A 13,340-nucleotide genomic window follows, 5' to 3' on the forward strand; every position below is an offset into this window, starting at 1 on the left:
ATCCACAAGCGCTATCAACAGTGGGGATAAATCACACGCGTGTGATTGGGTGTTCGCAACGTTGCTGGGCCAGTTAAAAACCGAGCGCAAGATGAATTCATTACGGTTTTGATCTTGGTCAGTGCCAGCGCATGGTGAGCAACAAGCCGGTGATCATGAAAGCGAACGCGATGGCATAGTTCCACGGGCCGAGTTGGGCCATCCAGTTCAGCGCCGCCGGCGCCTGGCTTCCGACGGCAGCCAATTGAAAGACCATCAACCAGACGAGCCCGATCAACATGAGGCCGACAAACAGACACACGAACCACACGCTGGACGGTCCGACCTTCACCTTGACCGGCGTGCGGCTGACCGCGCTGACGGTGAAGTCGTTCTTCTTGCGGACCTTGGACTTGGGCATGATTTCCTCGGGTGATAGCTCTGGGTTGACTCAACAACGCTTTGTGCGGGGCGGGATGCGACGATAACGATGGCAGCTGCACGAATAGCTCGGCTACGAGACTAACTCACCTGGCCCGCAGACCAGGAAAATGGAGAGTCGATGATGGACAGGCGCCGCTCGCCCTGGCGCTTCGGCGTCCCGCTGGTTTGCCTGCTGGCCGGGTTGCTGCTCGCCGCCACGCACGGGGTGTCCGGCGGCGCCGAGATCCGCCGCAGCGACGCGCCGCGTCTGGTCGATCTGGTCCGCGAGGCGCAGGCATCGGTGAATCGCCTGAGCGCCGAACGCGACGAACTGGTCCGCAAGATAGATTCGACCCACGGCCGCTCCGCGAATACCGCGCTGGCGGCGATGGTGCGCCGGTCCGCCGAGCTGGCCGCCGAGGCGGGACTCGACCCCGTCCACGGCCCGGGCCTCGTGGTCACCCTGCAGGACGCGCAGCGCGACGCCAACGGCCGCTTTCCGCGCGATGCGTCGCCCGACGATCTGGTCGTGCACCAGCAAGACATCCAGGCCGTCATCAACGCGCTGTGGAGCGCCGGCGCGGAGGCGATCCAGATGCAGGACCAGCGGATCATCGCAACCTCGGTGCCGCGCTGTGTGGGCAATACGCTCCTGCTCAACGGGCGCACCTACAGCCCGCCCTACACGATCACCGCGATCGGCAACGCGGCGGCCATGCAGGCCGCTCTGGCCGCCGCTCCGATGGTGACCCTCTATAAGCAGTACGTCGTCCGATTCGGCCTCGGCTACCACGAAGAGGTCAAGCCGGACGTGCAGATCGTCGGCCATTCCGAACCCGTGCGCACGCACTTCGCGCAGCCCGCCGGCCCGCTGGGGTACTGAGCGGCGTCCCCGCCGACGGCCGGACGGTAACCTGACACGATGCGGATCCTGGTTGTCGACAACTACGACAGCTTCGTGTTCAACCTGGTGCAGTACCTCGGCCAGCTCGGCGTCGGGGCCGACGTGTGGCGCAACGACGACGAGCGGCTGTCCGATGAGGCGGCCATCGCGACGCAGTTCGACGGCGTCCTGCTCAGCCCGGGACCGGGCACGCCGGAACGCGCGGGTTCGTCGATCGGCCTGGTCCGCGCCTGTGCCGGCGAGCGCACTCCGCTGCTGGGAGTCTGCCTGGGGCACCAGGCCATCGGCGTCGCATTCGGCGCCACCGTGGACCGCGCCCCGGAGTTGCTGCACGGCAAGACGAGCAGCGTCTTCCACACCAACGTCGGTGTGCTGCAAGGACTTCCGGATCCCTTCACGGCGACCCGATACCACTCGCTGACGATCCTGCCGGAGTCGCTGCCGGCGGCGCTGGAGGTCACCGCCCGCACCCGCAGCGGCGTCATCATGGGCGTGCGGCACACCGAATTGCCGATTCACGGGGTCCAGTTCCACCCCGAGTCGATCCTGACCGAAGGCGGCCATCGCATGCTGGCGAACTGGCTGACCTTTTGCGGGTGGACGCGCAACGACACGCTGGTCCGCCGGCTGGAGAACGAGGTCCGCGCCGCGGTCCGACCGTATGTTCCGGCTTCGGAGACGGGCGCAGCGCCGCCGGTTACTGACCGAACTTCAGCGTGATGACCCCGTCCCGGTTGACCGCGGAACCCGCCGGCGGGCTCTGATACACCACACGGTGGGACTGGGAACCACCGGCGTCGATGTCGGGCCCCTTGTCCAGGAACCCGGTCCAACCCAGCGCGCGCAACCGCGGTTCGGCATCCGTCCAGAACATGCCGGACAGGTCGGGCATGACGAATTGGTTGCCTTTCGACACCTGCAGCTCGATCACCGAATCCACCGGAACCGTTTGGCCCTTGGGCGGATTCGTGCCGATCACCTCACCGGCCGGGCGCATGCTGTCCACCTGCGCCTGGCTGAACTTGCTGAAGCCGTAGACGGTCAGGTTCTTTTGCGCGATGTCGACGGTCTGGCCCGCCACGTCGGGAATCTGCCTGGTCTCCGGCCCGGAGCCGACGATGACGGTAATCACGTTGGTGATCGCCGACGTCTGGTTGGCCGGCGGGTTGGTCCCGATCACCTTGCCCAACATTTCCGGGCTCGACGGCGAGTTGGCCTGTTTGAACTTGCTGAACCCGGCTCCTTTGAGCTTGCTGACGGCGTCGTTGTAGCTCAGTGAGGAGACGTCGGGCACCTCGCGCTGCTCGGGTCCGGTGGAGACGTTGATGGTGATCTCGTCGCCGGCGCTCACCGAAGCGTTGGCACCCGGGTCGGTGCTGATGACGTGGTCGGGCGGAACCGTCGAGTCGGGCTTCTGCAGGGTGCGCGTCTTGAAGCCCCGATTCTGCAGTGCCGCAATGGCATCGGCGGACACTTGGCCGCGCATGTCGGGCACCTGTACGTCGCGGGTGGTGCCGCCGAACGTGTTGAAGGCGATGACGACGACGATCGTGAGCACCGCGAGCACGGCGACCGCGACCACCCAGCGACCGATCGAACTACCGGCGCGATCGCCGTCCGTCGCGTCAAGGCGCTGGCGTGGCAGCGGGTCGGTGCGCGAACCCCCCAGGTTCGGCGACGCGGACGACAGCAGCGAGCTGCGCTCGGCGTCGGTGAACACCTTGGGCGCCTCGGGGGTCTGACCGTTGTGCACCCGAACCAGGTCGGCGCGCATCTCCGCGGCGGTCTGGTAGCGGTTGTCCGGATTCTTGGCCAGCGCCTTGAGCACGACGGCATCAAGGTCGGCGGAGATGCCCTCATGCCGCTTCGACGGCGGGATCGGGTCTTCGCGCACGTGCTGGTAAGCCACCGCGACGGGTGAATCGCCGGTGAAAGGTGGTTCGCCCGTGATGATTTCGTACAGGACACAGCCCAGCGAATACACATCCGAGCGGGCGTCGACCGGATCGCCGCGAGCCTGCTCCGGCGACAGATACTGGGCGGTCCCGATTACCGCCGCCGTCTGGGTGACGCTGTTGCCGCTGTCCGCGATCGCGCGCGCGATCCCGAAGTCCATCACCTTCACCGCGTTGGTGTTGCTGATCATGATGTTGGCCGGCTTGACGTCGCGGTGGATGATGCCGGCCTGGTGGCTGAAGTTCAGCGCCTGGCAGGCGTCGGCGATGATCTCGATGGCCCGCCGGGGCGGGAGCGGGCCGTCGTTGTGCACGATGTCGCGCAGGGTGACGCCCTCGACGTACTCCATGACGATGTAGGGCAGCGGACCGGTGGGGGTTTCCGCCTCGCCCGTGTCGTACACCGCGACGATCGACGGGTGATTGAGGGCCGCGGCGTTTTGCGCCTCGCGGCGGAAGCGTAGATAGAAGCTGGGATCACGGGCCAGGTCAGCGCGCAGCACCTTGACCGCAACGTCACGATGCAATCGGACGTCGCGGGCCAGATGAACCTCGGACATACCCCCGAAACCGAGGATTTCGCCGAGTTCATAGCGGTCGGACAGGTGCTGCGGGGTGGTCATCGCGGTATCTCGTGTGGGGCCGGCGAGGGGCTGGGCGTCAGGGGATTCACCCAGCTGGGTTCGGGCGGCCTGCTCTGAAGTCCAGAATTCCCTATGGCCCCGCCATCCGTCCAATCAAGCCGCAACCCGGGCGCGGCTCCGCTGGGCGTCTTGCTGGCCGGCGGCGCCGTCGCCGGCGGGGTGCCGGTATCGGTGACCGTCGGGGGCGCCGGCTGCTCGGTGTCCGCGCGGGAATTGATCACGATGAGCACCGCGATGATGATCGCCAGCGCTCCGAGCACCCCGGCGGCCCACAGCAGCGCGCGCTGACCCGACGAGAAGGTCCGCCGGGCCGGGGCGCGGGAACCGCCCGTCGCCGGCCGGGAGCGGCGGGCCGCGGTGGTTCGGCTGGGCGCGACCGGCGCCCGGGCCTGGGGGCTGGACGGAATGGCCGCCGGCGAGGCCCGGCCGGGCGGGGGCGACTGGCTGGGTCGCGGCGGCCGGCGGCCGGCCCGCACGGCGGCGACGGCGTCGGCGAACGGCCCGCCGCTGCGGTAGCGCATCTGCGGATTCTTGACCAGCGTGATCTCGATGAGTTCGCGCACGTTGGGCGGCAGCTCGGCGGGCAGCGGCGGCGGGGGCTCCTTGATGTGCTTCATCGCCACCGTCAAGGCGCCGTCACCGGTGAACGGCCTCTTACCCGAAACCACTTCGTACCCAACCACTCCCAGCGAGTAGACGTCGCTGGAGGGAGTGGCGTCATGGCCCAACGCCTGTTCCGGGGCGATGTACTGGGCGGTGCCCATCACCATCCCGGTCTGGGTCACCGGCGCGGCGTCGACGGCCTTGGCGATACCGAAGTCGGTGATCTTCACCTGGCCGGTCGGCGTGATCAAGATGTTGCCCGGTTTGACGTCGCGGTGCACCAAGCCGGCGGCGTGCGCCACCTGAAGGGCCCGGCCGGTCTGCTCGAGCATGTCCAGGGCGTGGCGCAGCGATAGCCGGCCGGTGCGTTTGAGCACCGAGTTCAGCGGTTCGCCGTTGACCAGCTCCATCACCAGGTACGCGGTGCGTCCCTCCCCGTCCAGCTGGCTTTCGCCGTAGTCATGCACCTGCGCGATTCCCGGGTGGTTCAGCATCGCGGTGGTGCGCGCCTCAGCGCGGAACCGTTCGATGAACTCGGGGTCCTGGGAGAACTCCTGCTTGAGCACCTTGACCGCGACGCGCCGGCCCAGCCGGCTGTCCACCGCCTCCCACACTTGACCCATGCCACCGGTGGCGATCAGGCGCTGCAGGCGGTACCTGCCAGACAGCGTCACACCAACTCGCGGGCTCATGGTCCTCCCTGTAGCGCGGCCTCGATCACGGCCCGCCCGATCGGCGCGGCGAGGGCGCCGCCGGTCGCGGACAGCCGGTCGCCGCCGTTCTCCACCAGCACGGCCACGGCAACCTTCGGCGCCTGCGCGGGCGCGAACGCGATGTACCACGCGTGCGGCGGAGTGTTGCGCGGGTCGGTGCCATGCTCTGCTGTACCGGTCTTGGATGCGATCTGCACGCCGGGAATGGCCCCTTTCTGCTGCGCGACCTTCTCGGCGCCAACCATCAGCTCTGTTAGCTTAGCGGCGACCTGCGGGGACACCGCGCGGCGCTGTTGGTAGGGCACGGCGGTGCTGATGTTGGACAGGTCCGGTCCCTTGAGGCTGTCGACTAGGTAGGGCTGCATCGTCACCCCGCCATTGGCGATGGTCGCGGCGATCTGCGCGTTTTCCAGCGGTGTCAGCGCCACGTCCTTCTGACCGATGCTCGACATCCCCAGTGCGGCGGCGTCCGGGATGATCCCGACGGTCGACTCCGCGACCTGCAGCGGAATCACGCTGGGTGTGCTGTCCAGCCCGAACGAGTGCGCCATGGCGCGCACCGCGTCGGCTCCGGTGAGGATGCCCAGCTGGACGAAAGCGGTGTTACAGGACTTGGCGAACGCCTCGCTGAGCGACACCGTCGGCTCGTTGCTGCATGGCGTGCCGCCGTAGTTCTGCAGCGTTGCGGTGCTGCCGGGCAGCGGAATGGAGGCCGCCGCGGTCAGCTGCTCGGTCTCGGTCGCGCCGGCCTGCAGCGCCGCCGCGGTGGTGACCACCTTGAACGTCGAACCCGGCGGATAGGTCTCGGAGATGGCGCGGTTGGTCAGCGGGTTGTCCGGGTCGTCGCGCCACCGCTGCCAGGCCTGCGCCTGCACCTCGGGGTCGTGCGACGCCAGCAGATTGGGGTCATACGACGGCGACGACACCATGGCCAGGATCTTGCCGGTGGACGGCTCCAGGGCCACGACAGCGCCCTTGCACGGGCCGCCGCAGCCCTGTTGCATCGCGTCCCAGCCGGCCTGCTGGACCCGCGGAACGATCGTGGTGTCGACGTTGCCGCCGCGCGGATCGCGACCGGTGAAGAAATCGGCCAACCGCCGCCCGAACAGCCGCTCGTCGGACCCGTTCAACAGCGGGTCCTCGGCGCGCTCCAGGCCAGAGCTGGAGTAGCGCAGCGAGTAGAAGCCGGTCACCGGCGCGTACACCGCGGGGCTGGGATAGACCCGCAGGAAACGGAAATGGCTGTCGGTGGCCACCGAGTAGGCCAGCAGCTGGCCGCCCGCGACGATCTGGCCTCGCTGGCGCGAATACTCATCGAGCAGGACCCGCTGGTTGCGCGGGTCGGCACGCAGGCCGTCAGCGGCAAAGACCTGCGTCATAGTGGCGTTGAGCAGAAGCAGCACTATCAACGCCATCACGGTCACCGAGATCCGGCGGAGAGAGGCGTTCATACCCGCTCAATCACCTCGGTGCTGGCCGCCGCGATGGGCGACGTCTTACGCGGCCGGGTGCGCAAAGGCCGCCGGGCACTGTGCGAAATGCGCGCCAGGATAGCCAGCAACACGTAGTTCGCCAGCAGTGACGACCCGCCGTAAGACATCCACGGTGTGGTCAATCCGGTCAGCGGAATCAGGCGGGTCACGCCGCCGACAACGATGAACAATTGGATCGCCAGGGTCGACGCCAGGCCGGCGGCCAGCAGCTTGCCGAAGCTTTCCCGCGTCGCGATCGCAGTGCGCAGGCCGCGGACGATGACGATGGTGTAGAGCATCAAAATGCTTGCCAGGCCGACCAATCCGAGTTCTTCGCCGAACGCGGCGATGATGAAGTCGGTCGAGGCCGCCGGCACGGTGTCGGGCTGGCCGTTGCCGAGGCCGGTGCCGAAGATGCCGCCGGTGGCGAAGCTGAACATGGCCTGCACCAGTTGATAGCCGCCGCCGTCGGGATCGGAGAACGGGTCCCACCACATCTGCACACGGAGGCGGACGTGGTCGAAAATGAAGTACGCGGCAACGCTTCCTGCGGCGAACAGCGCCAACCCGATGACGACCCAGCTGAAGCGTTGGGTGGCGAGGTAGACGACCACCAGGAACGACGCGTAAAGCAACAGTGAAGTGCCAAGGTCCTTTTCAAAGATCATCACGCCGATCGAGATCACCCACGCCGCCAGTAGCGGCGCGAGGTCTCGCGGCCGGGGCAGGGTCATGCCCATGAAATGTTTGCCCACGCTGGTGAACAATCCGCGTTTGGCGATCAGCACCGCCGAAAAGAAGACCAGCAACAAGATCTTAGAGAATTCGGCGGGCTGAATTGAGAAGCCGGGCAAGCGAATCCAGATTTTGGCGCCGTTCTGCTCGGACAGCGAGGCGGGCAGCAGCGCGGGGATCGCCAAGAAAAGCAGGCCCGCTACCCCGCAGATGTAGCCGTAGCGGGCAAGTTGGCGATGGTCCTTCAAAAAGGTGACCACCAGCGCGAAGGCGGTCACCCCGACGACGGTCCACAGCAGCTGCTGGGTGGCGCTGGGATGACGGCGGCCGCTCAGTTCGTTGTTGACGAGGTCGAGCCGATGGATCATCACCAAACCAAGCCCGTTGAGCAGAGCCACAATTGGCAGCAACAGCGGGTCGGTGTAGGGGGCGAAACGCCGGATGGCCAGGTGTGCGGCGCCGAATACGGTCAGGAAGATCAGCCCGTAGCTGACCAGGTTCCACCGCACGCCGCGCTGCTGGTTGGCTTCGACGATGAGTAAGGCCGCGACGGTGATGAGTGCGGCGAAGCACAGCAACAGCAGTTCGGCGTTGCGCCGGGTGGGCAGCGGAGGCGTGACCGCGACCGGCGGCTGCAGTTGTGTCGTCATGCAACCGCCCGGCAGTCGATGCCCGGCTGCGGTGGGGGTGGCGGGAGCGCAGTCACCGTCTGGGAAGTGGTGGGCGACGTGGTCGCCGGCGCTGCGGGAGTGGTGCTTGCGGGGGCACTGGTCGAACTGGTGGCTGGCGGGGTGGCGCTGGACGAGCTCGGGGGCGCTGTGACGTTGGGTTCCGTTGTCCCGCCGGTGGTCGACGGGGTCTGGGGGCCGGGCGGCGAGGTGGCGCGGGGCGGCGGACATGGCGGCAGTAGGGAGTTGGCCGACAGTTGGCGCAACTGCCCGATGGCGTCATCCAGGGTGCCGGCCGGAAGGCCGGCCTGAACCTGGGCGCGTTCGGGAGCGCGCAGATCCTGCAGTTGCATCAGCCGGCAGTCGAGGTGACCGCCGGTCTGGCTGGAGCTGATCAGTGATAGCTCGTTGCGGGCGTTCAGGCAGCCGATCAGATAGGGCTCGTGCAGGGACATGCCCAGCAGCGACCCCTGGATTCCGCGCAGGATGGACACCATGCCGTTGTATTCGGCGACGTAGTAGTTGCTGCGGATGATGGCTCGGCCGATGCCCAGCCCGGCGAGCACCAGCAGCACCACCAGCGTGACAACGACCGCCATCCGCCGTCGCGACCATCGCGACTGTCGCGGTGTCTCCTCTTGTGGCGGAACGCGTTTGGCGACATCATCACGGGGCCTGATGGCCGAAGCGCGGCCGGCGGAGGTGTTGGGCAGCGTCAGCTGGTCGTCGTCACCGGACACGGCGCCGGCGAGGATAGGTTGGGTCTGGCCGTAGTCGTAATCGACGACGTCGGCGACCACCACGGTGACGTTGTCCGGGCCGCCTCCGCGCAGCGCCAACTCGATCAGGCGATAGGCAGCCTCGGATACATCGGGGATCTGCAAGGCCTCCAGGATGGTTTCGTCGCTCACCGGGTCCGACAGCCCGTCGGAGCAGAGCAGGTAGCGATCGCCGGCGCGCGCCTCGCGCATGGTCAGGGTGGGCTCCACCTCGTGGCCGGTCAGCGCCCGCATGATCAGTGAACGCTGCGGATGGCTATGCGCCTCTTCGCGCGTAATCCGCCCTTCGTCGACCAAGGTTTGGACGAACGTGTCGTCCTTGGTGATCTGGGTCAGCTCGCCATCGCGCAACAGGTAGCCCCGCGAGTCGCCGATGTGCACCAACCCAATCCTGTTGCCGTCGAACAGGATTGCCGTCAGTGTGGTGCCCATCCCCTCGAGGTCGGGCTCCATCTCGACCTGCGCGGCGATTGCGGAGTTGCCGGCGCGCACCGCCGCGTCGAGCTTGGTGAGCAGGTCGCCGCCGGGCTCGTCATCGTCGAGGTGGGCCAGCGCGGCGATCACCAACTGGGACGCCACCTCGCCGGCGGCGTGACCTCCCATGCCGTCGGCCAAGGCCAATAGCCGTGCGCCGGCGTAGACGGAGTCTTCATTGTTGGCGCGCACCAGGCCGCGATCGCTGCGGGCGGCATATCGCAGGACCAGGGTCACGAGCGCCACTCCTTGATCCCGGCCCGAAAACCTGCCGGGCCGGCACCATCGTCGTCGGCGCGGGTCACGGGCGCAGCTCGATTGCCGTCTTGCCGATCCGAATCGGCGTTCCTATGGGGACCCGTACCGCAGTCGTCACCTTCGCCCTGTCAAGGTAAGTGCCGTTGGTCGATCCTAGATCCTCGACGTACCATTCCGAGCCGCGCTGGGATAGCCGGGCGTGCCGTGTCGAGGCGTAGTCGTCGGTCAGCACCAGCGTCGAGTCGTCAGCGCGTCCGATCAACACCGGCTGCCCGCTGAGCGTGATGCGGGCGCCCGTAAGCGCCCCCTCGGTCACCACCAGGTAGCGCGCGGCGTCGCGTTCCTGGCGCGCGGGCAGCAGCGTGCCGCGCAAGGCCAGGCCGCGCCGAACCATGACGGCGCCGGTGGGTGCGTAGATATCGGTCCGCAATATCCGCAAGACGGACCAGATGAAGACCCATAACAACATCAAAAATCCGGCACGCGTCAGCTGCAGTACTAGTCCCTGCATCTGGCGTCCTTTCCGTCCTGGCGCCGCACCTGTCGCGCCCGTGACTCCGAGCACAGCAACGTCACGATACTTTGACGGTGGTCGACGCGGGGCGCAGCCACGGCAGCTTTAAGGTCGTGCGTTCAGTGAATGCGAACGATGATCTCCGAGTGGCCCAACCGGATCACGTCGCCGTCGGCCAGTTGCCACTCCTGGACCGGTGCGTTGTTGACGGTGGTGCCGTTCGTGGAGTTGAGGTCGGAAAGCAGCGCGACCTGCCCATCCCAGCGGATCTCCAGGTGGCGGCGCGACACACCGGTGTCGGGCAACCGGAACTGGGCGTCCTGGCCGCGGCCGATGATATTAGAGCCCTCGCGCAGCTGGTAGGTGCGGCCGCTGCCGTCGTCGAGCTGCAGGGTCACCGACGTTCCGGCGGCTCCGTAGCCGCCCTGCCCGTAACCGCCGTAGCCGCCGCCCGCCGGCTGGCCGTAGTCGGCCGGCTGACCGTACTCGGCCGGCTGGCCGTATTCGGGCCCCTGGTATTCGTAGTCGCGGTGGGCGGTTTCGGGGTATCCGCCGCCTTGGGGCCCATAGCCCCCGCCGGGAACGCTTTCGGCGTATTGGGTGTAGTCGCCGGCGCCGTACTCCTGCTGGCCGTATCCCCCGCCCTGCTGATAACCCTGGTCGTAACCGCCGCCCTGCTCGGGGTAGGCCGGCCGCGGCTGCTCGGGCGGGGCCGGTGGGGCGTAGCCAGCCTCGTCCGGGCGGGCCGGCCCACGACCGTAGTCGCCGTAGCCGCCGTAGCCCGGCTGGCCGCCGGCGGGCTGACCACCGGCGGGACCGCCGTAGCCGCCGCCCGGGCGATAGCCCTGGTCGTATCCCTCTCCGCCGTATCCGCCGGGCGCAGCAGGCGGTCGCTGCTCATATGGCGGCGGCGGGTAGCCGCCCTGCCCTTGGTCGGGGTAGCCGCGCCCCGGCTCCTGGTACCCGGGCGGTTGATAGCCGCGCTGGTCCTGATAGCCGCCCTGCTCGGGGTAGCCGCCCCGCTGGCCCGGGTAGCCACCCTGGTCCGGGTAGCCACCCTGCTCGGGGTAGCCGCCGCGCTGGTCCTGGTAACCGCCCTGCTCTGGGTAGCCACCTTGGCCTTGGTAGCCGCCCTGCTCGGGATGGCGAGGCGGTGGGTAGCCGCCCTGGGGTGGGTAGCCGCCTTGCTCGGGTGGGTAGCCGCCCTGGGGGCCCGGTCCGCCCTGCGGTTCGGGGCCGCGCGGATCGTCTTGCGGACGCCCGTAGCGGTCGTCGTAGTACTCGTCGCCGGGCCGACCTTGCCCCTGACCCCCGCGGTGGCTCGAATTGTCAGTCATTGCTGCTACTCCTCGTTCTGCGCCGAACGCGTGATTTGATTGTGGCCGGAGCGGATGGTTGACCGTCGGGCGGGGCTCGACGTCGGGGTTGACAGCACCGCGGGCGCGGTACTGGCCGGTATGCAAGCTCGACGACCGCTCGAACCGGACGACGACATCACCATACGTTTGCCACCCCTGTTCATAGATATAGTCGGTCAAGTACCTCGCGAAGGCGCTCGACGTGAGATCCGGATCAGCGCCCACCTTCTCAAAGTCGTGCATACCGAGGGTAATGATGTATTCGTTGGGCGCCAAAAGGCGGTTTCCCTGGAGTGCGCGGACACCGTCCTCGGCTTCCCGGCGCAATAGAGCTTCAACCTCTTGGGGGACGATCGATCCCCCGAATACCCGGGCGAACGCGTTGTCGACCGTCGCCTCGAGCTTGCGCTCGATGCGCTGAACGAGCCCCTTTTGGCTACCCATCTTTCAGCGCTCGCCCGCAGTTGTCGTGGTGTGTCGCGGGCGCGAGGCAAACGAGCCGCCCGCGTGTCGTATCACCCCAGCATGTTATCGGGACACCGCGACGCTGCGGCACCTACGGAATTCTGAGAATCGCATCGATGCAGGTCAGAGGCCTGGGCCGGAGGCGTGCTTCGGGCGGGAACGGCCCGCGGAAGCCTCCGAGGCGATTGCGGCGCAGGGCCATTAGAGTGGTATGGTCCATCGGTTGTTCGTCCGGGCGAGTGGCGGAATGGCAGACGCGCTGGCTTCAGGTGCCAGTGTCCTTCGGGACGTGGGGGTTCAAGTCCCCCTTCGCCCACCAAGAGCGGTTCTTCGAGCCCACGGCCATGGCCACGTCGCTCACATGCGCATCGCGCGGGAGGCACCACTCGAAGCGAGCCGGTATGCCTCAGACCGAATGTCGGTGTTGCGGCACAGCTTTCAGCGCGGCAACGGGCTATAGAAAACCAAGCCGTTGCCCTTGTTGTCGTAGACCACGGCGCGCCGTTCGTGTGCATCGTTGTAGGGGCCTTGCACGATGCCACCACCGCTGGCCTCGACAGCCTTCGCCGCGGCGTCGACGTCAGCGGTCTTGATACCGACCACGACTTGGCCGTGTATGGGATGGTCGACCGCTGTCGCGAGCGCGACGGTGACCGGGCCGCCGTCGAGGGCCGCAAAATGGGCTCCGTCGCGAAACTTCAGCGGCATCCCGAGGGTCTCGCTGTAGAACCGTATCGATTCGTCCAGGTCGTCGGTCGACAAGACGATCATCCGTATTTCGTGTTCGCTCACTGCTGCCTCCCGCGGCCGGGTCGCCTTACCCTAGCTCCGTGAGCAACGAGCGAATGCCCGGCGGGGTCGTCCACCAGCTGCCCGCCGATTTGTGCGAAGCGCTGACCGCCAATTCCACGGCACTGGCTGCGTGGAAAGACATCACGCCCTTGGCGCGCAACGAGTTCATCTGTTGGGTGGAAGACGCCAAACAAGAGACGACCCGAAAGCGCCGCATCCGCCGAACCCAGGAGGAGCTGGAGGAAGGCAAGCGACGGCCCTGTTGCTGGCCGGGCTGCAAGCACCGCGAGCGCACCGCCGGATAAGCGCGGGGCGCGCTCTCCCCCAGCGAGGTGTATGTCACGCGCCGTAGGAATTGTGGGGTTCGCCTGTCCGACTTACGGTGTAGAGGCCATGTCGTCGCCTGTGCAGTTCAATTCTGCCCGCACCCCGCCGTACAGATTGATCACCTACGCCGTGCTGCTGGTGTGTGCGGTGATTCTGGTGTTGGTGTACGTGCAGTTCCGGGGTGGCTTCACGCCGAAGGTGAAGTTGACGATGGTGGCGTCGCGGGCCGGGTTGGTGATGGATCCGGGGTCGAAGGTCACCTATAACGGGGTGGAGA

General features: G+C 67.3%; 12 protein-coding genes, 1 tRNA gene and 1 pseudogene. 5 read left to right on the plus strand and 9 right to left on the minus strand.

What is annotated here, in order from left to right; genetic code table 11:
- Positions 1–118: 118 nt before the first annotated feature.
- Positions 119–400 (minus strand): cell division protein CrgA, encoded by a 282-nt coding sequence (crgA, locus tag A5764_RS23195; RefSeq protein WP_066917062.1) that lies wholly within the window; start codon positions 398–400, stop codon positions 119–121.
- 141 nt (positions 401–541) lie between these two features.
- Between crgA and A5764_RS23200 the strand changes: the two genes are divergently transcribed.
- Both A5764_RS23200 and A5764_RS23205 read left to right on the plus strand, forming a co-directional pair.
- Positions 542–1,285, plus strand: a complete 744-nt coding sequence (locus tag A5764_RS23200; protein WP_067117829.1) for a DUF881 domain-containing protein — start codon at positions 542–544, stop codon at positions 1,283–1,285.
- 39 nt (positions 1,286–1,324) lie between these two features.
- Entirely contained in the window at positions 1,325–2,026 is a 702-nt protein-coding gene (locus A5764_RS23205) for an aminodeoxychorismate/anthranilate synthase component II (RefSeq protein ID WP_067117832.1), read from the plus strand.
- On the opposite strand, the gene pknB is transcribed toward A5764_RS23205, so the two are convergent.
- The 7 genes from pknB to A5764_RS23240 form a co-directional block, all read right to left on the minus strand.
- Entirely contained in the window at positions 2,004–3,884 is a 1,881-nt protein-coding gene (gene pknB / locus A5764_RS23210) for a Stk1 family PASTA domain-containing Ser/Thr kinase (protein WP_067117835.1), read from the minus strand. The two genes, A5764_RS23205 and pknB, sit on opposite strands and share 23 nt — an antisense overlap.
- Positions 3,881–5,200 carry a serine/threonine-protein kinase gene (locus A5764_RS23215; RefSeq protein ID WP_067117838.1) on the minus strand — a complete coding sequence of 440 codons (1,320 nt, stop codon included), beginning with the start codon at positions 5,198–5,200 and terminating at the stop codon, positions 3,881–3,883. The genes pknB and A5764_RS23215 overlap by 4 nt, the downstream gene beginning before the upstream one ends.
- Positions 5,197–6,672, minus strand: coding sequence for a D,D-transpeptidase PbpA (gene pbpA / locus A5764_RS23220; protein WP_067117841.1), 1,476 nt, complete (start codon positions 6,670–6,672; stop codon positions 5,197–5,199). Before pbpA ends, A5764_RS23215 begins: the two co-directional genes overlap by 4 nt.
- Positions 6,669–8,078 carry an FtsW/RodA/SpoVE family cell cycle protein gene (locus A5764_RS23225; protein WP_067117844.1) on the minus strand — a complete coding sequence of 470 codons (1,410 nt, stop codon included), beginning with the start codon at positions 8,076–8,078 and terminating at the stop codon, positions 6,669–6,671. The genes pbpA and A5764_RS23225 overlap by 4 nt, the downstream gene beginning before the upstream one ends.
- Positions 8,075–9,586 (minus strand): PP2C family serine/threonine-protein phosphatase, encoded by a 1,512-nt coding sequence (locus A5764_RS23230; RefSeq protein WP_067117868.1) that lies wholly within the window; start codon positions 9,584–9,586, stop codon positions 8,075–8,077. Before A5764_RS23230 ends, A5764_RS23225 begins: the two co-directional genes overlap by 4 nt.
- Before the next feature lie 64 nt (positions 9,587–9,650).
- Positions 9,651–10,118: an FHA domain-containing protein gene (locus A5764_RS23235; protein WP_067117847.1), complete on the minus strand. Its 468-nt coding sequence runs from the start codon at positions 10,116–10,118 to the stop codon at positions 9,651–9,653.
- 122 nt (positions 10,119–10,240) lie between these two features.
- Positions 10,241–11,923, minus strand: coding sequence for a DUF3662 and FHA domain-containing protein (locus A5764_RS23240; protein WP_067117850.1), 1,683 nt, complete (start codon positions 11,921–11,923; stop codon positions 10,241–10,243).
- Between the two features lie 254 nt (positions 11,924–12,177).
- Between A5764_RS23240 and A5764_RS23245 the strand changes: the two genes are divergently transcribed.
- Positions 12,178–12,263, plus strand: a tRNA-Leu gene (locus A5764_RS23245).
- A 119-nt stretch (positions 12,264–12,382) separates the two neighbouring features.
- On the opposite strand, the gene A5764_RS23250 is transcribed toward A5764_RS23245, so the two are convergent.
- Complete coding sequence (locus A5764_RS23250) at positions 12,383–12,736, minus strand: VOC family protein (protein WP_067117853.1); 354 nt, start codon at positions 12,734–12,736, stop codon at positions 12,383–12,385.
- 53 nt (positions 12,737–12,789) lie between these two features.
- Between A5764_RS23250 and A5764_RS23255 the strand changes: the two genes are divergently transcribed.
- Positions 12,790–13,041, plus strand: coding sequence for a YdeI/OmpD-associated family protein (locus tag A5764_RS23255; RefSeq protein WP_369807361.1), 252 nt, complete (start codon positions 12,790–12,792; stop codon positions 13,039–13,041).
- Between the two features lie 88 nt (positions 13,042–13,129).
- Positions 13,130–13,340, plus strand: a pseudogene (locus A5764_RS23260) (MCE-family protein MCE1A); the annotation flags it as partial.

The organism is Mycobacterium sp. 852002-51057_SCH5723018 (assembly GCF_001667035.1).
Taxonomy (GTDB): Bacteria; Actinomycetota; Actinomycetes; order Mycobacteriales; family Mycobacteriaceae; genus Mycobacterium.